Annotated in this window: 20 protein-coding genes and 1 pseudogene; 12 read left to right on the top strand and 9 right to left on the bottom strand. The window is 69.3% G+C overall.

What is annotated here, in order from left to right; translation table 11 throughout:
- Positions 1 to 6: 6 nt before the first annotated feature.
- From SKC42_RS19505 to SKC42_RS19485, 5 genes are all read right to left on the bottom strand, one after another.
- Positions 7 to 1452, bottom strand: coding sequence for a vWA domain-containing protein (locus SKC42_RS19505; RefSeq protein ID WP_330965913.1), 1446 nt, complete (start codon positions 1450 to 1452; stop codon positions 7 to 9).
- A 10-nt stretch (positions 1453 to 1462) separates the two neighbouring features.
- The gene (locus tag SKC42_RS19500; RefSeq protein ID WP_330965912.1) at positions 1463 to 2338 is read right to left on the bottom strand and encodes an AAA family ATPase; all 876 of its coding nucleotides are present in this window, start codon (positions 2336 to 2338) and stop codon (positions 1463 to 1465) included.
- Between the two features lie 26 nt (positions 2339 to 2364).
- Positions 2365 to 3636 (bottom strand): glutamate-5-semialdehyde dehydrogenase, encoded by a 1272-nt coding sequence (locus SKC42_RS19495; protein WP_330965911.1) that lies wholly within the window; start codon positions 3634 to 3636, stop codon positions 2365 to 2367.
- Positions 3637 to 3704: 68 nt separating this feature from the next.
- Positions 3705 to 5111, bottom strand: a complete 1407-nt coding sequence (locus tag SKC42_RS19490) for a mechanosensitive ion channel family protein (protein ID WP_330965960.1) — start codon at positions 5109 to 5111, stop codon at positions 3705 to 3707.
- A 2-nt stretch (positions 5112 to 5113) separates the two neighbouring features.
- Positions 5114 to 7234 (bottom strand): adenylate/guanylate cyclase domain-containing protein, encoded by a 2121-nt coding sequence (locus SKC42_RS19485; protein WP_330965959.1) that lies wholly within the window; start codon positions 7232 to 7234, stop codon positions 5114 to 5116.
- A gap of 249 nt (positions 7235 to 7483) precedes the next feature.
- Here SKC42_RS19485 and SKC42_RS19480 point away from each other — a divergent pair, with 249 nt between their 5' ends.
- Complete coding sequence (locus SKC42_RS19480) at positions 7484 to 8365, top strand: ribokinase (protein WP_330965910.1); 882 nt, start codon at positions 7484 to 7486, stop codon at positions 8363 to 8365.
- Between the two features lie 183 nt (positions 8366 to 8548).
- Positions 8549 to 8710, top strand: a complete 162-nt coding sequence (locus SKC42_RS27800; protein WP_442932195.1) for a hypothetical protein — start codon at positions 8549 to 8551, stop codon at positions 8708 to 8710.
- Here SKC42_RS27800 and SKC42_RS19470 read toward each other — a convergent pair.
- Entirely contained in the window at positions 8676 to 9485 is an 810-nt protein-coding gene (locus SKC42_RS19470; protein ID WP_330965958.1) for a GntR family transcriptional regulator, read from the bottom strand. The two genes, SKC42_RS27800 and SKC42_RS19470, sit on opposite strands and share 35 nt — an antisense overlap.
- Positions 9486 to 9571: 86 nt before the next feature.
- On the opposite strand from SKC42_RS19470, the pseudogene SKC42_RS19465 reads away from it, so the two are divergent.
- The 5 genes and pseudogenes from SKC42_RS19465 to SKC42_RS19445 all read left to right on the top strand — a co-directional run bounded on the left by SKC42_RS19465 (position 9572) and on the right by SKC42_RS19445 (position 14243).
- A pseudogene (locus SKC42_RS19465) lies at positions 9572 to 11004 on the top strand (MmgE/PrpD family protein).
- 14 nt (positions 11005 to 11018) lie between these two features.
- Complete coding sequence (locus SKC42_RS19460; RefSeq protein WP_330965909.1) at positions 11019 to 11903, top strand: isocitrate lyase/PEP mutase family protein; 885 nt, start codon at positions 11019 to 11021, stop codon at positions 11901 to 11903.
- Complete coding sequence (locus SKC42_RS19455; RefSeq protein ID WP_330965908.1) at positions 11894 to 13141, top strand: 3-isopropylmalate dehydratase large subunit; 1248 nt, start codon at positions 11894 to 11896, stop codon at positions 13139 to 13141. The genes SKC42_RS19460 and SKC42_RS19455 overlap by 10 nt, the downstream gene beginning before the upstream one ends.
- The gene (locus SKC42_RS19450; RefSeq protein WP_330965907.1) at positions 13138 to 13698 is read left to right on the top strand and encodes a LeuD/DmdB family oxidoreductase small subunit; all 561 of its coding nucleotides are present in this window, start codon (positions 13138 to 13140) and stop codon (positions 13696 to 13698) included. The genes SKC42_RS19455 and SKC42_RS19450 overlap by 4 nt, the downstream gene beginning before the upstream one ends.
- Entirely contained in the window at positions 13695 to 14243 is a 549-nt protein-coding gene (locus SKC42_RS19445) for a YbhB/YbcL family Raf kinase inhibitor-like protein (RefSeq protein WP_330965906.1), read from the top strand. The genes SKC42_RS19450 and SKC42_RS19445 overlap by 4 nt, the downstream gene beginning before the upstream one ends.
- A gap of 226 nt (positions 14244 to 14469) precedes the next feature.
- Here the strand turns inward: SKC42_RS19445 and SKC42_RS19440 are convergent, their stop codons facing one another.
- Positions 14470 to 14868 (bottom strand): VOC family protein, encoded by a 399-nt coding sequence (locus SKC42_RS19440; RefSeq protein ID WP_330965905.1) that lies wholly within the window; start codon positions 14866 to 14868, stop codon positions 14470 to 14472.
- 28 nt (positions 14869 to 14896) lie between these two features.
- Positions 14897 to 16960, bottom strand: coding sequence for an NAD(+) synthase (locus SKC42_RS19435; RefSeq protein WP_330965904.1), 2064 nt, complete (start codon positions 16958 to 16960; stop codon positions 14897 to 14899).
- Between the two features lie 58 nt (positions 16961 to 17018).
- On the opposite strand from SKC42_RS19435, the gene SKC42_RS19430 reads away from it, so the two are divergent.
- A complete protein-coding gene (locus SKC42_RS19430; protein WP_330965903.1) occupies positions 17019 to 17558 on the top strand; it encodes a cysteine hydrolase family protein in 540 nt (179 codons plus the stop codon).
- A gap of 113 nt (positions 17559 to 17671) precedes the next feature.
- The gene (locus SKC42_RS19425) at positions 17672 to 18535 is read left to right on the top strand and encodes an SIR2 family NAD-dependent protein deacylase (RefSeq protein ID WP_330965957.1); all 864 of its coding nucleotides are present in this window, start codon (positions 17672 to 17674) and stop codon (positions 18533 to 18535) included.
- On the opposite strand, the gene SKC42_RS19420 is transcribed toward SKC42_RS19425, so the two are convergent.
- Entirely contained in the window at positions 18532 to 19800 is a 1269-nt protein-coding gene (locus tag SKC42_RS19420) for a cytochrome P450 (protein ID WP_330965902.1), read from the bottom strand. The two genes, SKC42_RS19425 and SKC42_RS19420, sit on opposite strands and share 4 nt — an antisense overlap.
- Positions 19801 to 19904: 104 nt before the next feature.
- Here SKC42_RS19420 and SKC42_RS19415 point away from each other — a divergent pair, with 104 nt between their 5' ends.
- From SKC42_RS19415 to SKC42_RS19405, 3 genes are all read left to right on the top strand, one after another.
- Positions 19905 to 20555, top strand: coding sequence for a TetR/AcrR family transcriptional regulator (locus tag SKC42_RS19415; RefSeq protein WP_330965901.1), 651 nt, complete (start codon positions 19905 to 19907; stop codon positions 20553 to 20555).
- 71 nt (positions 20556 to 20626) lie between these two features.
- Positions 20627 to 21118, top strand: a complete 492-nt coding sequence (locus SKC42_RS19410) for a MarR family winged helix-turn-helix transcriptional regulator (RefSeq protein WP_330965900.1) — start codon at positions 20627 to 20629, stop codon at positions 21116 to 21118.
- A 25-nt stretch (positions 21119 to 21143) separates the two neighbouring features.
- Positions 21144 to 21563 carry a DUF5313 domain-containing protein gene (locus tag SKC42_RS19405; RefSeq protein WP_330965899.1) on the top strand — a complete coding sequence of 140 codons (420 nt, stop codon included), beginning with the start codon at positions 21144 to 21146 and terminating at the stop codon, positions 21561 to 21563.
- The last annotated feature ends 1 nt before the right edge of the window (position 21564 follow it).

The raw sequence follows: 21564 nt of genomic DNA, 5'->3' as shown, positions 1-21564 counted from the left end.
CGGCGCTCACACGGGCAGCAGTTGATCGATCACGGCCGCCAGTTGTTTGGCGGAGCGGCACTCGTGCATCGTGATCACCTCTTGATAGCGCGGCACCGCCGAGTCGCCGCTGCCCCACAGGTGCCGGGGCTCGGGGTTCAGCCAGTGCGCGTGCCGGCTGGCGGTCACCATGTGGGACAGCAGGTCCGTCTCCGGGTTGCGGTAGTTGGTCCGCCCGTCGCCGAGCACCAGCAGCGAGCTGCGCGGCGAGAGCACGTTCGGGAAGCCCTGCACGAACGACGCGAAGGCGTTCCCATAGTCCGAGTGGCCGTCGCGGCTGTAGACGCCGGCCTCGCGGGTGATGCGCTGGATCGCGACGGCCAGGTCGGCCTCCGGGCCGAACATGTGCGTCACCTCGTCGGTGGTGTCGATGAAGGCGAACACCCGCACGCGGGAGAACTGTTGGCGCAGCGCGTGCACCAGCAGCAGGGTGAAGTGGCTGAACCCGGCCACCGAGCCCGAGACGTCACACAACACCACCAGTTCCGGCCGCGCCGGGCGGGGCTTGGCCAGCACCAGGTCGATCGGCACCCCGCCCGTGGACATCGACTTGCGCAGGGTCTTGCGCAGGTCGATCACGCCGGACCGGGTGCGGCGCCGCCGGGCCGCCAGCCGGGTCGCCAGGGTGCGGGCCAACGGCGCCACCACCCGGCGCATCTGGCGTAGCTGTTCGCCGGATGCCCGCAGGAATTCGACGTTCTCCGAAAGCTGCGGAATGCCGTACATCTGGACGTGATCGCGGCCGAGCTGCTCGGCCGTGCGGCGCTTGGTCTCGGCGTCGACAAGCTTGCGTAGCTGCGAAATACGCTGCGCGGCAAGAGACTTGGCGATCTGCTCTTGGGTGGGGGTGGGTTCGTCGCCGTACGGGGCGAGCAGCCCGGCGAGCAGTTTGCCCTCCAGCTCGTCCAGCGCCATCGCCTTGAGCGCCTGATACGACGAAAACGAGGGCCCGCGGCTCGAGCTGTATTTGCCGTAGGCCTCCACGATCCGGGCGATCATCGCGACAAGGCGGTCGTCGGAGTCCGCGAGGTCGGGGTGCTGGGTGAGCATGTCGAGCAGCATCTGGCGCATCGCCTCGACGTCGTCGGGCGGCAACGCGGCATCCGGCGCCTCCTCGGCGTCGGCCCCGGTGACCACGGCGCGCGCGCCCAGCGCCGCGGGGAACCAGAGGTCGAACATGGCGTCGTAGGTCTCGCGGTGTTCCGGACGGCGCAGCACGGCGCACGCGATGCCCTCGCGCAACACCTCCCGGTCGCCGAGGCCCAGGGTCGCCATTACCCAGCCAGCGTCCACGGTCTCGGACGGTCCCACCGAAATCCCCACCCCGCGAAGCGCTTCCACGAAGCCCACCAGGTGGCCGGGCAGCCCGTGCGGGGCGAGCGGCCGGGCGGGGCGGATGCGGCGAGGTGCCATCGGCGCGTTCCTAGTTCAGCCGCAGCTCGCCGGTCGCGCGCTGCTGGTCGGATTGGTGTTTGAGGACCACGCCGAGCGTCGCGGCGACCACGGAGTCGTCGATGGTGTCGAGGCCCAGCGCGAGCAGCGTGCGGCCCCAGTCGATGGTCTCGGCGACGGACGGCAGCTTCTTGAGCTGCATGCCGCGCAGCACGCCGATGATGCGGACGAGTTCCTGGGCGAGGTGCTGCGGCAGCTCGGGCACCCGCGACAACAGGATGCGGCGCTCGAGCTCGGGGCTGGGAAAGTCGATGTGCAAGAACAGGCATCGACGCTTGAGCGCCTCGGACAGCTCGCGGGTCGCGTTGGAGGTCAGCACGACGAACGGCGTGCGCTCGGCGGTGATGGTGCCCAATTCGGGCACGGTGACGGCGAAGTCGGACAGCACCTCGAGCAGCAGGCCCTCGATCTCGATGTCGGCCTTGTCGGTCTCGTCGATCAGCAGCACCGTGGGCTCCGTGCGCCGGATGGCGGTCAGCAGCGGGCGTTGGAGCAGGAACTCCTCGCTGAACACGTCGGTCTTGGTGGCGTCCCAGTCGCCCGAGCCGGCCTGGATGCGCAAGATCTGCTTGGCGTGGTTCCACTCGTACAGCGCTCGGGCCTCGTCGACCCCCTCGTAGCACTGCAGGCGGACCAGCCCGGAGCCGGTGGCCTGCGCGACGGCCCGGGCCAGCTCGGTCTTGCCGACACCGGCGGGGCCCTCCACGAGCAGCGGCTTGCCGAGCCGGTCGGCCAGGAACACCGCGGTGACGGTGGCGGTGTCCGGCAGGTAGCCGGTTTCGGCCAACCGGCGCGAGACGTCGTCGATGTCGGCGAACAGCGGCTTGGGCCGGGCGGGCACGCTCACGATTTCAGCTCTCCTAGAAGCTCTTTTCAGGCCGGACGGATCTGCCCGTCGCCCCATGCGATCCATTTGGTCGAGGTCAGCTCCGGGAGTCCCATGGGGCCGCGCGCGTGCAGCTTCTGGGTGGAGATGCCGATCTCGGCGCCGAAGCCGAACTGCTCACCGTCGGTGAACGCCGTCGAAGCGTTGACCATCACCGCGGCTGAATCCACACCGTCCGTGAAGCGCTGCGCCGCAGCCATATTGGTGGTCACGATGGCCTCGGTGTGCCCGGTGCCGTACTCGTTGATGTGGGCGATCGCGGCGTCGACGCCGTCGACCACCGCCAGCGCGATGTCCAGCGACAGGTATTCGCGGCGCAGGTCGTCCTCGCTGGGGTCCAGGTGCACCGTCACACCGGCGTCTTGCAGCGCCGCCACCAGCCTGGGCACGGCCTCCCCCGCGATCGCCGCGTCGACCAGCAGCGTCTCGGCGGCGTTGCAAACGCTCGGCCGGCGCGTCTTGGAGTTCAGCACGATGCGTTCGGCCACATCGATGTCGGCGCCCTCGTGCACGTAGACGTGGCAGTTGCCGACGCCCGTCTCGATCGTGGGCACCTGCGCGTCGCGGACCACCGCGTCGATCAGGCTGGCCCCCCCGCGCGGGATCACCACGTCGACCAGGCCGCGCGCCTGGATCAGGTGCGTCACCGTGGAGCGATCCTCCGACGAGAGCAGCTGCACCGAGTCGGCGGGCAGGTCCTCACTGACCAGTGAGGCACGCAGCACCTGGACGAGCGCCTGGTTGGACCGCGCCGCGGACGAGCTGCCGCGCAGCAGCACGGCGTTGCCCGACTTGAGCGCCAGCCCGAAGGCGTCGACGGTCACGTTGGGCCGGCCCTCGTAGATCATGCCGATGACGCCGAGCGGAACCCGCTGCTGACGCAGGTGCAGCCCGTTGGGCAGGGTGTAGCCGCGGAGCACCTCGCCCACCGGGTCGGGCAGTCCGGCGACCTGGCGCAGGCCGGCGGCGATGCCCTCGACGCGCTTGGCGTCCAGCGCCAACCGGTCGAGCATCGCGGCCGGCGTGCCGGCGCCCCGGGCGGCGTCGACGTCCTCGGCGTTGGCGGCCAGGATCAACTCGACGTTGCCGGCGATCGCCTGCGCCGCGGAGCGCAGGGCATGATCCTTGGCGACCGTCGGCAACAAGGCGAGGACGCGCGACGCGACACGGGCGCGGCGGGCGGCGTGGTGTACCTCGCGGCGCAGGTCCGGCTCCCGCTGCAGGGTCGCACCGCTCCGCGATGGTGCTCGCAGACTCATCGACCCAGGGTATAGGGCGTTGACCGATCCGGTGTGGTTGGCCCAGGTGGGAGCGCCTTCGGTGGCGGTCAGCCCACCCGGTCGCCGCGCCCCACCCGACGCACCTTGTTGCGGCGCTCTTCGAGGATGCGGCCAAAGTTCTGCAGCAGCAACGGTTCCCGCATCACCAGGTGCTCGAGGTGTTCGCGGTCGATCTCCAGCGCGGTCACCTCCTCGAGCGCGTACGCGCTGGCGAGGTTCGGTTGCCGCGTCAGGGCGGTCAGGCCGAGGAAGGAGCCCTCGGCCAACGTGCTGATCGGCATGATCGACCCGTCGTCGGCCGTCGCCGCCAGCTGCACCCGCCCGACGACCAGGAAAGTCATCCCGGCCGGCACCTGCCCGGTGTATTCGACCGTCTCGTCGGCGCCGTAGCGGACGAGCCGTGCCCGCGAATACAGCGACCGCTCCTCGTCGGCATTGAGCCGCAAGGCGGGCGCCACCACCGTCCGCAGCGCGTATTCCACCCGCTCGGGCGTGGAGAAGTCGTCGTCGAGCCCGTCGAGGTGCAGCTGCTCCCGGCGAGCCGCATACCAGACCCAGCGCAGGAACGTCGACCGCGCGGCGCCGTCGTCGGCGGGCGACTTGAGCCCGATGCTGGTGCGGTACTCGCCGCCGCCCACCGGCACCGAGCGCGGCACGCTGTCGATCCTGAGCTGCGGGAGGCCGGTCGCGACCCGCGAGAGCATCGCGCACACCCGATCGGGCGGGTCGCCGGCCGAGAACGTGGTCGTCATCCCGAGCTTGTACACGCCGGCAGGCCGGCTGAGATTCGTGAAGGACGTCGTCGCCAGCATCGAGTTGGGCATGACCCGGATTCCGCCGCCGGTGTCGATGTGCACCGAACGCCAATTCACCTCGATGACGCGGCCTCGCCCCGCGGTGGTGTCCAGCCAGTCGTCGATGCGGAACGGCTGTTCGAACAGCATGAACAGCCCCGACACGATCTGGCCGACGGAGTTCTGCAGCATCAGACCGATGACCACCGAGGTGACACCCAGCGCGGTGAACAGGCCGCCGACGCGCACGCCCCAGATGTACGACAACATGAAGGCCAGGCCGACGCCGATCAGGGCGAAGCGCGCCACGTCGAGGAAGATCCCCGGCAGCCGCTTGCGCCAGCTCTCCTCGGGCGCGCCCTCGAACACGGTGGCGTTGAGGCCGGACAGCAGCACAAGGAGCACCAGGAAGCCGAACGCCGTCGTCAGCATCCGTACGGGTACGTCCCCGGCCGGGACCTGGGAGGCCTTGACCAGCAGGAGCAACAGCGCGCCCAGCGGCAGGACGTAGGTGCGCAGCAGGCCCACCTGCCGGGCGAGCCGGTTGCCCCTGCGCAGCAGCGTGTTGTGCAGTTCGGTGAGCAGGATCAGGGTCAAAGGAAACCCGACCGCGATCGCGATCGCCCAGTAGAACCATGGGGAGTCCCAGGCGTGCTCCACGGTCACCGCTCCACCAGCCGGTAGATCGGTTGGTCGGTGCCGCCGACCGAAATCGTTCCCGCGGGTGCGAACTGGCGCACGTCGCGCAGCGCCTCGTACACCTGCGCGCTGACGTAGATGCCGGGCTGCGGCGACCCGCTTTGCATTTGGTAGGCCAGGCTGACCGCGCCGCCCCACATGTCGTAAACCAGGCTGGACCGGCCCACCAGCCCGCTGATGACGTTGCCGGTGTTGATGCCGACCCGGAGGCCGAGCTGGTGGCCCGTCTGGCTGTTCACCCGATCGACGATGTGCCGCATCTCGAGGGCGAAGTCGACGCTTCGGTGGATGCTGTCCAGCCGCGGGGTGATGACGCCGCAACTGGCGAGATAACCGTTGTGGAACGTGCGAATCCGTTCGACCCCAAGGGCTTCGGCCGCCGAATCGAACTGCCGGAACAGGTCGTCGACGATACCCACCAGCTCGTCGCCCGGCAGCTCGTTGGAAATCTCGTCGAGCCCGCTGATGTCGGCGAAGATGATCGCGACGTCTTGGTGCTTCTGCGCGATCGTCTCCTCGCCGCCGCGGTAGCGCTGCACCACCGGCTCCGGCATCAACGCCAGCAACAGGCGCTCGTTTTCGCGGCGCTGCTCGTTGAGCAGCTCGTCCTTGATCGCGAGATTTCGGCTCATCTCGTTGAACGCCGCTGTCAGATCGCCGATTTCGTCACGCGATCGCACCGGGATGTTGACGTCGTAGTCGCCGGCGCTGATCTTGCGGGTGCCGGCCTCGAGGCGCCGGATCGGCCGCATGGCCAGCTGGGCCACCAGCATCGACACCACGCAGATCGCGAAAATCATTGCGGTGACCGCGATCGCCAGCGTCTTGCTGAAATGGCCGAGCCGCGCGAAGGCATCCGAATCGTCCCGCGTCGCCAGGATGGACCAGTGCAGATCCGAGTTGGCGATGTTCAGCGGGGCATAGGCCTCCAGCTCCCGGTTGCCGGTGTAGTCCGTTCCGGTCACCACGCCCGTCTCCCCGCGCTGGGCGGCGCGCAGACCCGAGCTCGGGACCGGCTGCACCAGAATGGTTCCCCCCAACCGGATCGCCCGGTCGACGACGTCCGGCGCGGTGCCGGCGTCGATGGCCTCCCGCCGGTACGCCTTCGGGTCCTGCAGGAAAAGCCGCGAGTCGGAACGCATCAGGTTGTCGGGACCCGCCAGGTACGTCTCGGTCGAGGCGCCCATGCCGGCGCTCTCCCAGTGCTTGTTCGCGGTCATGATGTTGTTGACCTTCGCGATCGGCACGGGCAGCGCCATGAGGCCGGTGATCTTGCCGTTCAGCCCGACCGGCGACACCACCCACGCGGTGGGCGCGTCCAGCTGCGGCTGGTAGGGCTGGAAGTCGGTGATCCAGACGTAGTCGACGTCGTTGGAGCGCAACGCTTTCTGGTAGGCGTCCCTCAGGTTGGACTCGCGGTAGGGGCCGGTGAAGATGTTGGTCCCCAAATCCGGGCCCTTTCGCACGCTGTAGACGACATTGCCCTGCAGGTCGAGGAGCAGTGCATCGCGGTATTGAAACCGGGTGACGATGCCACGCATGTAGAAATCGAAGCGGGCGTTGGCCGCCGACCACGCGCTCCCGTCGCCGGCATCCACGACGGGGAGGCCATCGGGGGGCTGACGGGGAGGCGCGGTGTAGTACGACTGGATGTACTTCTGCGCGTTGGAGGCGGGCAGAACGGCGTTCAGATCGATGAGGTCACCGGTCAGCCGCTTGATCGGATCGATCATCTGGGTCTGGTAATAGCCGGCGAGCTCCTGCTGCTGGGCGGGAGTGATGGTCGCGTTGCCCAATTGGTCGAAGCCCGCCGTCAGCGCGGCGGTCGCGTCGACGATGCTGAACCCCCCGCTGTAGACGATCAGCGAGTTGGTGACTTCCCGGAACAGGGCCTCCACCTGGCGCCGCTGCGACTCGCGCAACTCGATCAGCCGCTCGGACTCGACTTGCCGCAACGCGGTCCGCCCGGAGAGGCCGCCGATCAGGCCGATCACCGCCACACCCAGAATGCTCGACAGCAGCAGCGCCACCATGATCTTGGACTGGATACCGAACCGGATGCGCGGCAGGTGGCGGGCGCCCATCGGGGCCTTGGCGGCCGGCGCGGGCGCGGCCGCGATCGGCGCACCGGTTTCCGCGGACGTCTCCGGGGCCGGTTCGGCGTTTTCAAGCTCGGTCGCTGTCAATCGCCTCTCCCGCCTTTCTTCGATCGAGAATCGGCACCGCTAACGCAGCAGACTAGCGCGCGGACCTCAAGATATCGGTGATTGCGCGCAAAGCGACGGGCCGCAACGGACCCGGGCCCGCCGGACCGCCCGGCTAACGTTGGCGCCATGGCGCGGGTGTGCGTGGTGGGCAGCGTGAACATGGATTCGACGTTTGCCGTCGATGCCCTTCCGCGCCCGGGCGAAACGGTGTTGGCGTCGTCGGCGATCCAGGCACCCGGCGGCAAGGGCGGCAACCAGGCGGTCGCCGCCGCGCGTGCGGGTGCGCGGGTGGAATTCGTGGGCGCGCTCGGGGACGACGCGGCCGCCGAACGGTTGCGGGCCCACCTGCTGGCCAACGGGGTAGGGCTCCGCGCGGCGCTGTCCGTGCCCGGCCCGAGCGGCTCGGCGGTGATCGTGGTCGACGCCGCCGGCGAGAACACGATCGTGGTCTCGCCGGGCGCCAACGGCCGGCTCTCGGTCGACGAGGCGCAGGCGCGCGCGGCCCTCACCGAGTGCGACGTGATGTTGACGCAGTTGGAGATTCCGGCGCCAACGGCACTGGCCGCGGCGCGGCAAGCGCGTTCGGCCGGCGCCGCCGTCGTGACCAACGCATCGCCCGCCGGCCAGGACGAGGAGGCGCTGGACGCGCTGGCGGCGCTGACCGACGTGGTGATCGTCAACGAGCGTGAACTCGAGCAATGGCACTGGGCGGCAAACCATTTGGTGGTCACCCTGGGTTCGCGCGGCGCCCGCTACGTCGGCACCGACGGCGACTTCGTGGTACCCGCCCCGGCGGTCGCGGCGGTGGACACCGCGGGCGCCGGCGACGTCTTCGCCGGGGTGCTGGCCGCGAGTTGGCCGGGCGACGCCGGGTCGCCGGCCGGGCGACTGCGGGCGCTGCGGCGCGCCTGCGCGGCTGGCGCGCTTGCGACCCAGGTCCGCGGCGCCGGCGGCTGCGCACCGGACGCCGAAGCGATCGAGTCGGCGGTGCGCACCAACGGCCGGTGACGGCGCCGCGATTTCCCCGGCGCCGGCCGCCGGTTGGTACTCTCCATGGACTGTCGTGAGGGCAGGTCGCTGGGGTGCACGGTTTTCGGCCGGGAGGATAGGCATGGACGCCCAGCTCATTACGTCATTCGACCCGACGCGCGGCCGGGCCCACGGGTTCGCCGGCGGGGACAACTTTCCGGCATGAAGCGTCTCTTGCGGGCCGTGCAGGAGCTGTCGCTGGCGCGCGGCCTGCCCGCCGTCCACGAGGTGGTGCGGGCGTCGGCGCGCGAGCTCACCGGGTGCGACGGCGCCACATTGGTCCTCCGCGCTACCCGGGAGGCCGCTCGACGTCGTGGGCGATGATCAGGCCGTCGGCCGTCTCGAGTTCGTCGGCCGTCTGGTTGAACAACACGCGACTGCGGCTGGGCGACAGCAGCGCCGACAGGTAATGGTGCGGCGCCCCGGCCACGAACGCCAGGCGGTTGACGCGGAGCAGCGCCGCGCCGATGGCCGTGTCGAGCAAGCGCGCGTTGCGGGGGCCCGCGATCTCGGCCGTGATCTCGTGCCGCACCCGCTCCACGACCACCCCGGCCTCCGAAAGCAACTGGTAGAGCGGCGCGCCGAGCAGCCGGGCTTCGGTGAGCGCCGGGGCCAGGCGCGCCGGGAGCCAGGCGTCGCTGACGATCAGCGGCTCGCTCGTCCGGCGTTGCCGGCGCACCCGCAGGACCTGCAGCAGCTCGTCCGGAGTTTCGAGGGCCTCGCCGACGAGCCGCGGGGGGCGGCGCACCCCGAGCTCGACGACCTCGACCTCGGTCTCGAACTGGGTCTGCCGCAGGCCCTGCATGTACGAGCTGCCGCCGCCCAGGTAGCCGGACACGTCGGCGGGACCGTGCCGGCGCACGAATGAGCCCACGCCGTGCCGGCGCTCGATGTAACCCTGCTCGGCCAGGTCGGCCAGCGCCCGGCGCACGGTGATGCGCGAAACCCCGAACTGGTCGCACAGCGTCTGCTCGGTCGGCAACGCCTCGCCCGGGGCGATCGCGCCGCGGTCGATCTCGTCGTGCAGGACCAGGAACAGCTGCCGGTGCAAGGGCACGCCGGCGGCGGTCGACATTGCTCCCGCTTTGCTCTGCCCCATGGCGGTCAATGCTTCCACAGCGCCTTCCTTGCGCGGCTCGTTCAGTTGTTATATGTATATAACAACTTGGATTCGCAGGGGGTTCGATGACCGTGATGCAGCACGCTCCCGCCACCGATCCGGCCGGGCCGACCGGACGGCTGGCGACCTGGGTCGCCGATCTGACGCTCGACGACGTGCCGCGTCCCGTCGTGCAGCGCGCCAAGCACCTCCTGCTTGACGGCGTCGGCTGCGCGCTGGTGGGGGCTCAACTGCCCTGGTCGCGGGTCGCCACCGGCGCCGTCCTCGGGCTCGAGGGCGACGGCACCGGCACGATCGTCATCGGCACCGGGCGCAGCACCGGCGCCCCGGCGGCCGCCGTGCTCAACGGCACGTTCATCCAGGGCTTCGAACTCGACGACTTCCACCCCCTGGCGCCGCTGCACAGCTGTGCGCTGGTCATCCCCGCGCTGCTGTCGACGGCGTCGACGCGGACACAGGCCACCACCGGGGCCGAACTCCTGTTGGGCGCCGTCGCCGGCTTCGAGGTCGGACCACGGGTCGGCTACACGCTGCACGGCACCCAGATGCTCGACCGCGGCTGGCATTCCGGGTCGGTGTTCGGCACCCACTCGGCCGCGATGGCGTCGGGCAAGCTGCGCGGACTGCCGCCGGCGCAACTGGAGGACGCGCTCGGCCTTGCCGCCACCCAGTCGGCGGGGCTGATGGCCGCCCAGTACGAGGCCATGAGCAAGCGGATGCACCACGGCCTGGCGGCGCGTAACGGCTTCTACGCCGCCGGTCTCGCGGCGGCCGGCTACACGGGCATCAAGCGCATCTTCGAGCGCGAATACGGCGGATTCTTAAGCGTCTTCGGCGAGGGCCACGATCCCGATGCGTCGTTGCTGACCGGACAGCTCGGCGAGCGCTGGAGACCACCGTCATCATGGTGAAGTCGTACGCCGCGATGGGCGGCCTGCACGGCGCCATCGACGCCGCCCGCTCCCTGCGCGCTTCGCTTGCCGGACAGGACATCTCCGCGGTCGACATCGCCGTCGGGGAGACGATCTACAAGCATGGCTGGTGGCCCCCGCAGCGCCCGCTCACCCCGGTGGGCGCCCAGATGAACATCGCCTATGCGACCGCGGCGGCGTTGCTCGACGGAAACGTGCTGCCCGAGCAGTTCACGCCCGCGCGGCTGGACGCCGACGACATCTGGTCGCTGATCGCGGCCACCACGGTGCGCCTCGACGAGTCGCTCGCCGGCGCCGCCTTCGCCGAAAAGTTCCGCACCGACGTCGCGGTGACCACGCGCGACGGCGCCGTGCACCGGGCCCGCGTTGTCCAACCGCACGGCGCCCCTTCGGATGCCGTCACCAACGACGAGCTCGTCGCGAAGTTTCACGCGCTCGCCGACCGGGTGACCAGCCGCCCGCGCGCCGAGGCGATCGAGCGGGCGGTGATCGGGCTGGAGGAACTCGACGACACGAACGACCTGTTCGATGTGCTCGCCGCCCCGGTGGCGGGCGCACTCGACTGAAAGGAGCCGAACCGATGCCCACCACCCCGTCTCGCCGGCGGTTGCGTGAACTGCTCGACAAGCGCGAACTCGTCATCGCGCCAGGCGTTTTCGACGGCATCTCGGCACAACTGACCAAGCGGACCGGCCACCGCGCGGCGTACATGACCGGCGCGGGCGTCGCCGCCTCCGGCTTCGGGCTGCCCGACATCGGGTTGGTCACGGCGACCGAGATGGCTGGCCGGGCCGCGATGATCGTCGACGCGCTGGGCGACATCCCGCTGATCGCCGACGCCGACACCGGGTACGGCGCGCCCATGAACGTGGTGCGCACGGTGCGCTCCTACGACGCCGCTGGGGTGGCCGCGATCCAACTGGAGGACCAGGTGTTTCCCAAGCGGTGTGGGCACCTGCCGGACAAGCAGGTCGTCGACGCGCCGGTGTTCGAGCAGGCCCTTGCCGCCGCGGTGGACGCGCGGTCCGACGACGGCCTGCTCGTGGTGGCCCGCACCGACGCGCGCGGCCCGCTCGGGCTGGACGCCGCGATCGAGCGCGCCAACCGGTACGCGCGGGCGGGCGCCGACATCATCTTCGTCGAGGCACCGCAGGACACCACCGAGGTCGAGCGCATCGCGGCCGAAGTCGACGCCCCCCTGTTGATCAACCTGGTCGTCGGCGGCATGACGCCGCTCGAGTCGGTATCGCGGCTGCAGGAATTGGGTTACGCCATCGCGATCCACCCGGGCAACCTGCTCATGCGGGCCACCTTCGGCATGCTGCAGAGCCTCTGTGAGCTCAACGGCACCGACATCGCCCCGCACCTGCCCGCCGCGCCCGCCGACTTCTTCAACCTCGTCGGCATGCGTGAGTGGCTCGACGTGGACACCCGCTACGCACGCAAGGACGCATCATGGGCATGACCATCATCGAGAAGATCCTCGCCCGCAAGGCGGGCCTGGGGACGGTGTCGCCGGGAGACACCGTCGTGGTCGACGTCGACATGACCGTGTTGATCGACCTGCAGTTCGCCACGATGTGGTTGACGCCCAACCGGATTCATGACCCGGACAAGCTGGCGGTGGTGATGGACCATGCCGTTCCGGCGCCTACCATCAAGGATGCGGCCGGCGGCCCGCAGGCCCGCAAGTTCGTCGCCGACTTCGGCATCGAGCGCTTCTACGACGTCGGCCGCCACGGCATCTGCCATCAGGTCATCGCCGAGAACGGGCTGGCGCGGCCGGGAGAGGTATTGGCCTGCACCGACTCCCACACCTGCGCGGCCGGCGCCTACAACACCGCGGCGCGCGGCCTCGGGCCCGCGGAGGTGTACTCGATCATGTGCACCGGCAGCACCTGGTTTCAGGTCGCGCCGACCATCCGCTACGAATTCCACGGCGCCAAGCCGGATACGGTGAGCGGCAAGGACATCTTCCTGCACATCGCCGACGAATACGGCGACGCCGCCAACCTCAGCCTGGAGTTCGGCGGCCCGGGCCTGGCCCGCATCCCGATGCACGATAGGCGCACCATCGCCACCCAGTGCGCAGAAATCTCGGCCGACTTCGGCACGTTCGAGCCCGACGACGTCCTGGCGTCCTTCCTCGCCGAGCGCGGCGTCACCGGGTACGACGCCGCCGCACCCGATTCCGACGCCGCCTACCAGGAGGTCCGCCGCGTCGACCTCACGGGCCTGGAACCGTACGTCGCGCGGCCGGGCACCGTCAGCCGCAACGGGCTGCCCGTCTCACGGCTGGACCGGCAGAAAGTGGACCAGGCGTTCATCGGGTCGTGCGCGAACGGCCAGCTCGAGGACCTGCGGATCGCCGCGGAAGTGCTGCGCGGCAAGGCCGTTGCCCCCGGCGTACGGCTGCTCGTCACGCCGGCCTCGCAGGCGGTGTACCGGGAGGCCATGCGGTTGGGGTATCTGCAGGACCTCGCCGACGCCGGCGCCGTCATCACCAACTCCACGTGCGGCGCGTGCTTCGGCTACCACATGGGCGTGGTCGGGCCCGGCGAGGTGTGCATCACCTCGAGCACCCGGAACTTCACCGGACGCATGGGCAGCACCGAGGCGCAGATCTTCATGGCATCCCCCGCGACGGTGGCCGCCTCAGCGGTCACCGGCTACATCACCGACCCGAGGAGTGTGACGGCGTGACCGTATCGTTCAGCGGAACGGTGTGGGTCTTCGGCGACAGCCTGAACACCGACGCCATGTATCCGGCCTTCGCGATGAAGATGGACCCCGCCGAGGCGGCCAAACACGTCTTCTACGAGGTGCGGCCCGGCTGGACCGACGAGGTGTCCCGGGGCGACGTCGTCGTCGCCGGCAAGAACTTCGGGCTCGGGTCGTCGCGGCCGGTCGCCGCGCTGTTCGTCGAGCTCGGCGTCGCCGGGCTGGTCGCCGAGGAATTCAACTCGCTGTTCTTCCGCAACGCCGTGAACTCGGGGCTGCCGGCGATGACTGTTCCCGACGCCACCAACCTCTTTCGCGAAGGCGACACCGGGACGTTCGACCTCAGCGCGGGCACCTGGAGCAACGACACCACGGGGGCGGTCGGCAGCGTCGCGAAGCTGCCCGACCTCATCCTCGAGATCGTCGAAAGCGGCGGCGTGCTGCCGCGACTCGTGCGGCAGGGCTACCTCCCCGAGGAGTTGGGCGATCTGCTCCGCTCGCCGGCCGTCGCGATCCGCGGCGCCGGAAGCGGCTCATGATCGCGCCGCTTGGCAGGGCGCTGCGCGGCGTCCGCGCCGGGGTGCATCGAAGCCCGTTGAGTGCCAACGGGTTCGACGCCGGGGGCTCGATCTCGGTGAGCAGCACCGCGTTCACCGACGGAGGCCCCATGCCGCGGTCCGCCGCGGGAAAGGGCGCCGGGGACAACGTTTCCCCGCCGCTGCGCTGGGCCGGGCTGCCGCCCGGTACCGGGCAGGTGCTGCTGGTGATCGACGACATCGACGTCCCACTGCCCCGCCCGCTACTGCACACTGTCGCGCTGATCGAGCCGACACTCGACGAAATCGCGGCGGGTGCGCTGCAACCGGGCAGCCCTGGTGTGCGCTTCGTCCGCGCCGATCTCGGTCACCGCGGTTACGCCGGTCCCCGCCCCATTCCCGGCCACGGGCCGCACCGCTACCGGTTCCACGTGTTCGCCGTCGACCGGCCCATCGTCGAAACGCCGGTCACCGCGAAGGCGCTGTTCGCCTCCGTGAACGGACACGTGCTCGCACGCGGAACGCTGACCGGCACTTACGAGCGGTGAACCATGGGTGGTTGATGATCGGCGGTTGATGATCGGCGGTTGATGCCCGTCGGTGCGCCGCCGTCGGGCCGCGTCGAGTGTGCATCCTGGGCGTCTACTGGGCACTGAGAGCGGGGAATTCGCACGATTGGCCGCCCCCACCGCACACTCAACGCCCGGGATGCACACTCAACGCCCAGCCCCGAAACCGAAAGGCATCCCACCGCCAGCGATCCACGCTCGGGGTTCAACCACCGAACTTCTTGATGGCGTCCTCGGTCACCGGAGTGAACAGGTTGACAAGGTTGCCGTCGGGATCGCGGAACAGGATGGAGCGATTGCCCCATGGCATGGTCGTGGGCGCCTGTACCCATTCGCTCACGAGCGGCTGCAACCGCTCGTATTCGCGGTCGACGTCGTCGACCCTGAATTCAATGATGGCGCTGCGGTTCGCGGCGGGGCGCGCCGAGTCCTCACCGAACAGCCGAGTGGTGTCTGTGTGGCCGATCGCCAGGGTGAACGACGGGAACGCGAGCTCGGCGAACACCGGGGTGTACCGGGTCCCCGAGACGCCGGTCAGCTGTTCGTAGAATCCGACCAGCCGCTCCAGGTCGTCAGTGATGATGCGCAGCGAAACTAGATCCATGCTTCTCCTGATGAATTGGTGGATACCGCTAGCTCTCGGGGATCTCGCGCTCGATCTCGTCGAGCCAGATGCGGGCGGACATGTCCGACGGGGCCCGCCAATCGCCACGTGGGGAGAGCGCGCCGCCGTGCGACACCTTGGGGCCGTTGGGCAAGGCGGAGCGTTTGAACTGGCTGAACGAGTAGAACCGCTGGGCGAACACGCCGAGCCAGTGCCGAATCTCCTTTAGCGAGTAGGACGGCCGCTTGTCCTCGGGGAATCCGGGCGGCCAGTTGCCCTGTTCAGGATCGCTCCACGCGTGCCAGGCCAAAAACGCGATCTTCGACGGCCGGAACCCGAAGCGCAGCACGTGGAACAGCGAGAAGTCCTGCAGCGCATAGGGTCCGACCTTGTCCTCACTGCTCTGCAGCTCCTCCTCTTCGCCGCGGGGGACTAGCTCCGGCGAGATCTCGGTGTCCAGCACCGACCTCAGCACGTCGGTGACGTCGGAGGAGAACTGGCCGGACGAGATGACCCACCGGATCAGGTGCTGGATGAGCGTCTTCGGGATGCCGCCGTTGACGTTGTAGTGCGACATCTGGTCGCCCACCCCGTACGTCGACCAGCCGAGCCCGATCTCGGAGAGGTCTCCCGTGCCGAGCACGATGCCGCCGCGCTGGTTGGCCAGCCGGAAGAGGTAGTCGGTGCGCAGGCCGGCCTGAACGTTCTCGAAGGTGACGTCGTAGACCTTCTCGCCGCGGGCGAAGGGATGATCGATCTCCTTGAACATCACTTTGGCGGTTTCGGTGATGTCGATCTCGGCGAAGGTGACGCCTAGCGCTCGGCACAGCTCTATTGCGTTGCGCTTGGTGCGATCGCCGGTCGCGAACCCGGGCAGCGTGAACGCGAGGATGTCGCTGCGCGGCCGCTCCTCGCGGTCCATCGCCCGCGCCGCGACGATCAGGGCGTGCGTCGAGTCGAGGCCGCCGGAGATCCCGATGACGATCTTCGGGAAGTTCAGCGCGCGCAGCCGCTGCTCGAGCCCGGAGACCTGGATGTTGTAGGCCTCGTAGCAATCCTGTTCCAGGCGTTCGGCATTCGCCGGGACGAATGGAAAGCGCTCGATGTCCCGGCGCAGCCCGATGTCGCCGCCCGGCGGATCGAGCCGGAACTCGATGCGCCGAAACGACTCCGCGCTCCGGTGATGGCGCCGGTTGTCGTCGAAGGTGCCCATCCGCAGCCGTTCCGACCGAATCAAATCGGTGTCGACATCGGCGACACTGCGCCGCTCCCCCCTGGGGAAGCGCTCGGATTGAGCTAGCATGACGCCGTTTTCATAGATCATGGTCTGCCCGTCCCAGGCCAGGTCGGTGGTCGACTCGCCCTCACCCGCGGCGGCATAGACGTACGCCGCCAGACAGCGCGCCGACGCCGAGCGGGCCAGCAGGCAACGGTCCTCGGCGCGCCCGATGGTGATGGGGCTGCCGGACAGGTTGGCCAGCACGGTGGCGCCCGCCAGCGCCGCCTCGGCGCTGGGCGGAATCGGCACGAACATGTCCTCGCAGATCTCGACGTGCAGCACCAGGCCGGGCAGGTCGGACGCGGCGAAGAGCAGGTCGGGGCCGAACGGGGCCTCGACGGGGACGGACGGACCGGCGATGCGGATGGTGCCGCGCTCGTCGTCGCCGGGCGCGAGCTGGCGGCGTTCGTAGAACTCCCGGTAGGTGGGCAGGTAGGACTTGGGCGCGACGCCCAGCACCGAGCCGCGGTGGATGACCACGGCGGTGTTGTAGATCCGGTGCCGATAGCGCAGGGGCGCCCCGACGACCAGCACGGGAAGAAGATCCGCCGACGCCGCGACGATGTCCGCGAGGGCGCGCTCGACGTCGTCGAGCAGCACCTCCTGCAGCAGGATGTCCTCGATGGAGTAACCGGACAGCGTCAACTCGGGGAAGACGGCAACGGCAACGGCGTCGTCGTGGCACTCCCGCGCGATCCGCAGCACCGACTCGGCGTTGGCCGCCGGATCGCCGATCGCGGAGTGCTGGGTGCACGCGGCGACGCGAACGAAGCCCTGGCTGTAAATGTTGTAAAAGTCCGTGCGAGAACTCATGGCCCTTCCATTGTCGCCTCCCGGGTGTCAACTCATGGCCGCCGGGTATCCCGACAGCATGAGTGACACTGCTGTCCTGGTGGTCGACATGATGAATACGTATCAGCATCCCGACGCTGAAGACCTGATACCCAATGTCGGCAAGATCGTCGACCCTTTGGCCGATTTGGTCCGGCGGGCGCGCGAATCCGACGACGTCGACCTGGTGTACGCCAACGACAACTACGGCGACTTCAGCGCCGAGTTCTCCGACATCGTCCGCTCCGCACTCGACGGCGCGCGACCCGACCTGGTGAAGCCGATCGTGCCGCAGGAGGGCAGCCGGGTGTTGACGAAGGTGCGCCACAGCGCGTTTTACGCGACGGCGCTGGCGTACCTGCTCAACCGGCTGGAGACCAAGCGGCTGATCCTCACCGGCCAGGTCACCGAGCAGTGCATCCTCTACACCGCGCTCGACGCGTACGTGCGCCACTTTCCCGTCGTGATCCCGACCGACGCCGTCGCCCACATCGACGCCGACCTGGGTGAGGCGGCGCTGCGGATGATGGAGTCGAACATGTCCGCGGAGCTCACCCGCGTGGCGGACTGTTTGGGCTGAGCCCGGCCCGGCCGACTCCAACCCGGCGCGAGCGTGCGCAGAATGCCGGGCTCACAGGCGTGTCGCCGTACAGACACGCACGCTCGCGGGCGAGGGTTACCCTCGACGAGGTGATGGCCCCCTCTTGCCCCTCTTATTCGGAGGCGCCCGAGCTGCTCGCGCTGCTGGCCGGTCGGCGCGTGGCGGTGCTGACCGGCGCGGGGCTGTCCACCGACTCCGGCATCCCGGACTATCGCGGGCCCGACTCGCCGCCGAGCAATCCGATGACCATCCGCCAGTTCACCTCGGATCCGGTGTTTCGGCAGCGCTACTGGGCGCGCAACCACGTCGGGTGGCGGCACATGGACGACACGCTGCCCAACGCCGGTCACCGGGCGCTGGCCTCACTCGAACGTGCCGGGGTGGTCACCGGCGTCATCACCCAGAACGTCGACCTGCTGCACACCAAGGCCGGCAGCCGCAACGTCGTCGACCTGCACGGCACCTACGCGCGGGTCGTCTGCCTGGACTGCGGTGCGACCACGAGCCGGGCGGCGCTGGCCGAGCGGCTCGAGGACCTCAACCCGGGGTTCATCGAGCGAGCCGGCCGGCGAGCCGCCGGGGGCCTCGCGGTGGCGCCCGACGCCGACGCCGTGGTCGCCGACACGACGTCGTTCCGCTACCTGGACTGCGCGCGGTGTGGCGGCATGCTCAAACCCGACATCGTGTACTTCGGCGAAAGCGTGCGCAAAGAGATTGTCGCCCAGGCCTATTCATTGGTCGATGAGGCGGACGCGCTGCTGGTCGCCGGCTCGTCGCTGACGGTGTTCTCCGGTTACCGGTTCGTGCGCCACGCCGCCGCCACCGGCAAGCCGATCGGGATCATCAACCGCGGCCCAACCCGCGGCGACGACCTGGGCACCGTCAGGGTCGACGGCGGCTGCTCGGAGACGCTAGTGCTGCTGTCCGAGGAACTGGTGCCGGTAGCGCCCCGCTAGAAGCTGCACGGCATGCTGCGGATGGCGTGGATGAAATTGCCGGGCACGTAGGCCGGTTCGCCCGCCTGAATGTTTGGCAGCTGCGCGAGCAGCTCGCCGAAGAGGGCGCGCAGTTGCGCCCGCGCCACGTGCGCGCCGAGGCAGAAGTGCACGCCGCCGCCGCCGAAACCCATGTGGGGGTTGGGGTCCCGGCCGAGGTCGAGGCGCTCCGGGTGATCGAACACCGCGGTGTCCCAGTTGGCCGACGAGTAGAACATCACCACCTTCTCCCCCGCCCGGATGGCCTGGTCGCCAAGGTCGAAGTCGCGTGCGGCCGTGCGGCGGAAGGTCATGACGGGCGTGGCCCAGCGAATGAATTCCTCGACGGCCGTACCGGCGCGATTCTCGAAGGCCGCCAGCAGCCATGCCCGCTGATCGGGGAAGTCGGTGAGCGCCTTGAGCGCGTGGCTGGTGGTCTGACGGGTGGTGTCGTTGCCGGCCACCGCGAGCAGCACGAAGAAGGCCGACACGTCGGCGTCGGTGAGCCGGTCGCCGTCCACCTCGGCGGTGACCAGGGCGCTGAAGAGGTCGTCGCCCGGGCGCTTGCGCCGCTCCGCGGCCAGCGCGCCGGCGACCTGGTGCAGGTACATCTGGTTCTCGACGAGCACCTCGAGCGGGTTGCGGCCGTCGAGGTAGACGGCATCGGCCCAGGAGACCAGCGCGTCGGCGGCGCGCGCGACCTGCTGACGCTCGGAATCCGGGATGCCCACCATGTCCGACAGCGTGCGCAGGGGCAGCTCCTTGGCGCAGTGCTGGACGAAGTCGGCGCCGCTGCCGGCGGCCCGCAGCTCCTCGACGATGGTCTTCGCGTTCGCCTTAATCGAGTCCTCGATCCGACGGACCTGGCGCGGGGTGAAGGCGGCGCTGACGAGCTTGCGCAGCTTGGTGTGCCGGGGCGGGTCCATCGCCAGGAAGGACTGTGACGCCTCGAGGAGTTCCACCGGAATGTTCTCGAACATGACGCCCCGCCCGGACAGGAACACGTCGTTGTTGCGGCTGACGGCGACGACGTCCGAACGCCGGGTGACCGCCCAATAGCCCCGGTCGTCGGGGTCGTGCACCAGCGCGTCCTGCACCGGCGGGTGCCAGCTCACCGGCCGCTCGGCCCGCAGCACCGCGAACGAGCGTTCCCGCTCCGCCGCGGACTGAGACCAGAACGCACGCGAGGAAAGATCGATCGCGTCGTAGGCGCGATTGCTGCCCGACGTTCCCGCCATCACCGTCATCGTTGACCTCCGCCTGAGTATGACTCCCGTCACAAGTTAGGCCCGACCATATGTCTAGACAGTATGTCTAGTCAAGATGTCGAATCGGTGGCTATGCTCGGCGGATGCCGTCGATCACGCGCAAGCCGCCGGCCCGCCAGGAGCGGGGCCGGGAACAGCGGCGCGAGGAGCTGGAACGCCGGCTGCTGGACGCCACCGACCGGCTGATGCGCGACGGCACCAGCTTCACCGAGCTGAGCGTCGACCGGCTGTCGACCGAGGCGGGAATCTCGCGGGCCAGCTTCTACATCTATTTCGAGGACAAGGGCCACCTACTCCGGCGACTCGCCGGGCAGGTGTTCGGAGACCTCGCCGCCGGCGCCGAACGCTGGTGGGGAGTGGCCGGGAGGCACGACCCGGGCGACGTCCGTGCCGCCATGGCCGGCATCATCGAGACCTATCGGCGGCACCAACCCGTGCTCGTCGCCCTCAACGAGATGGCCGCCTACGACCCCGCGACGGCGCAGACGTACCGCGAGCTGCTGACCGCGATCTCGGATCGCCTCACCCGGATCGTCGAGGACGGCCAGGCCGACGGCACCGTCCGCCCGCAACTACACGCCGCCACCACCGCGAGCGCGCTTACCTGGATGGTCGAACGCGCATGCCAGCAGAACTTGCCCGCGAGACCGCCCGAGTACGACGCCGAGCTGGCCGCCACGCTGGCCGAAATCGTCTGGGGTGCGCTGTATCTCCAGGACACCGCGGCGCACTGACCCGACGGGCGGTGTCCCGGTGTGACGAGCAACATAGTTAGCACCCTAACTATTAGGACTACGATGCGAATATGGCGCCGCCGGCCGTATCGCAGATCGACCCGCTCTCCCTCGAACGGCAGGTCTGTTTCGCGCTGAGCGTGACCAACCGCGCCGTCCTCGCGGTCTACCGGCCGCTATTGGAGCCGCTGGGATTGACCCACCCCCAGTACTTGGTGATGCTGACGCTCTGGGACCACCAGAAGTCGGCAGCCGGGCTGCGAAAGCACCTGTCGGCCAAGGACATTGCCACCACATTGCAGATGGATCCGGCTACCCTGTCGCCAATGCTGAAGCGCCTGGAGGGGCTCGGCCTGATCACCCGGACTCGAAGCGCGATCGATGAGCGCTGCGCCGACGTCAGACTCACCGACGGTGGCACCGCCCTGCGTCGGCGCGCGCTGAAGATCCCACCCGCCGTGGTCGCGCGTCTGGGTGTGGGCTTGGACGAACTCCAGCACCTGCACCAGGTGCTTACCCGCATCAACGCGGCCGCCTTGGCAGCGGGCGCATTACAGTGCTGAAAACCGCCCGCCCCCAAGGAGCCCCATGACGAGCAGCAAACCCAACATCTGGCAGTACATCGCCTATTCGTACGGTCGATGCCTGCCCGCCTCGATGCGCGACTGGGTCGCCCACGACCTGGCGGGCGACGGAGCCGTGCGCCGGCACATGATCCGGTGGGCCATACCGCCGCTGGTCGTTCTCGCGCCGTTCTGGCTGCTTCCCGCTTCGCTCTATGTGCACACCGAAATGACGGTGCCGCTCTACATCTGGGCCCTACTGATCTCGCTCGCGTTGAACAAGGTCTGGCGCCGACACCGGCTGGCGCAGCACGGCCTCGACCCGAATCTGGTCGACGTGATCAAGAACAAGAAACAAGCGAAGATGCACGAGGACTACGCCCGCCGTTTCGGGCCGCGCCCCGAATCCGCGGCGTGGCAGGACAACAGCAACCCGTTCATCTAGG

Origin of the sequence: Mycobacterium sp. 050134, assembly GCF_036409085.1 — a bacterium.
Classification (GTDB): domain Bacteria; phylum Actinomycetota; class Actinomycetes; order Mycobacteriales; family Mycobacteriaceae; genus Mycobacterium.
The sequence above is the reverse complement of the archived record's forward strand: the minus strand, read 5'-3'. Positions and strand labels throughout refer to the sequence as shown.

What these genes read in the sequence shown, in the direction of transcription:
- SKC42_RS19505 (WP_330965913.1), bottom strand. Translation starts at nt 1,452, where the DNA reads ATGGCACCTCGCCGCATCCGCCCCGCCCGGCCGCTCGCCCCGCACGGG.
- SKC42_RS19495 (WP_330965911.1), bottom strand. Translation starts at nt 3,636, where the DNA reads ATGAGTCTGCGAGCACCATCGCGGAGCGGTGCGACCCTGCAGCGGGAG.
- SKC42_RS19485 (WP_330965959.1), bottom strand. Translation starts at nt 7,234, where the DNA reads ATGGGCGCCCGCCACCTGCCGCGCATCCGGTTCGGTATCCAGTCCAAG.
- SKC42_RS19480 (WP_330965910.1), top strand. Translation starts at nt 7,484, where the DNA reads ATGGCGCGGGTGTGCGTGGTGGGCAGCGTGAACATGGATTCGACGTTT.
- SKC42_RS27800 (WP_442932195.1), top strand. Translation starts at nt 8,549, where the DNA reads ATGAAGCGTCTCTTGCGGGCCGTGCAGGAGCTGTCGCTGGCGCGCGGC.
- SKC42_RS19470 (WP_330965958.1), bottom strand. Translation starts at nt 9,485, where the DNA reads ATGGGGCAGAGCAAAGCGGGAGCAATGTCGACCGCCGCCGGCGTGCCC.
- SKC42_RS19460 (WP_330965909.1), top strand. Translation starts at nt 11,019, where the DNA reads ATGCCCACCACCCCGTCTCGCCGGCGGTTGCGTGAACTGCTCGACAAG.
- SKC42_RS19455 (WP_330965908.1), top strand. Translation starts at nt 11,894, where the DNA reads ATGGGCATGACCATCATCGAGAAGATCCTCGCCCGCAAGGCGGGCCTG.
- SKC42_RS19445 (WP_330965906.1), top strand. Translation starts at nt 13,695, where the DNA reads ATGATCGCGCCGCTTGGCAGGGCGCTGCGCGGCGTCCGCGCCGGGGTG.
- SKC42_RS19440 (WP_330965905.1), bottom strand. Translation starts at nt 14,868, where the DNA reads ATGGATCTAGTTTCGCTGCGCATCATCACTGACGACCTGGAGCGGCTG.
- SKC42_RS19435 (WP_330965904.1), bottom strand. Translation starts at nt 16,960, where the DNA reads ATGAGTTCTCGCACGGACTTTTACAACATTTACAGCCAGGGCTTCGTT.
- SKC42_RS19430 (WP_330965903.1), top strand. Translation starts at nt 17,019, where the DNA reads ATGAGTGACACTGCTGTCCTGGTGGTCGACATGATGAATACGTATCAG.
- SKC42_RS19425 (WP_330965957.1), top strand. Translation starts at nt 17,672, where the DNA reads ATGGCCCCCTCTTGCCCCTCTTATTCGGAGGCGCCCGAGCTGCTCGCG.
- SKC42_RS19420 (WP_330965902.1), bottom strand. Translation starts at nt 19,800, where the DNA reads ATGACGGTGATGGCGGGAACGTCGGGCAGCAATCGCGCCTACGACGCG.
- SKC42_RS19415 (WP_330965901.1), top strand. Translation starts at nt 19,905, where the DNA reads ATGCCGTCGATCACGCGCAAGCCGCCGGCCCGCCAGGAGCGGGGCCGG.
- SKC42_RS19410 (WP_330965900.1), top strand. Translation starts at nt 20,627, where the DNA reads ATGGCGCCGCCGGCCGTATCGCAGATCGACCCGCTCTCCCTCGAACGG.
- SKC42_RS19405 (WP_330965899.1), top strand. Translation starts at nt 21,144, where the DNA reads ATGACGAGCAGCAAACCCAACATCTGGCAGTACATCGCCTATTCGTAC.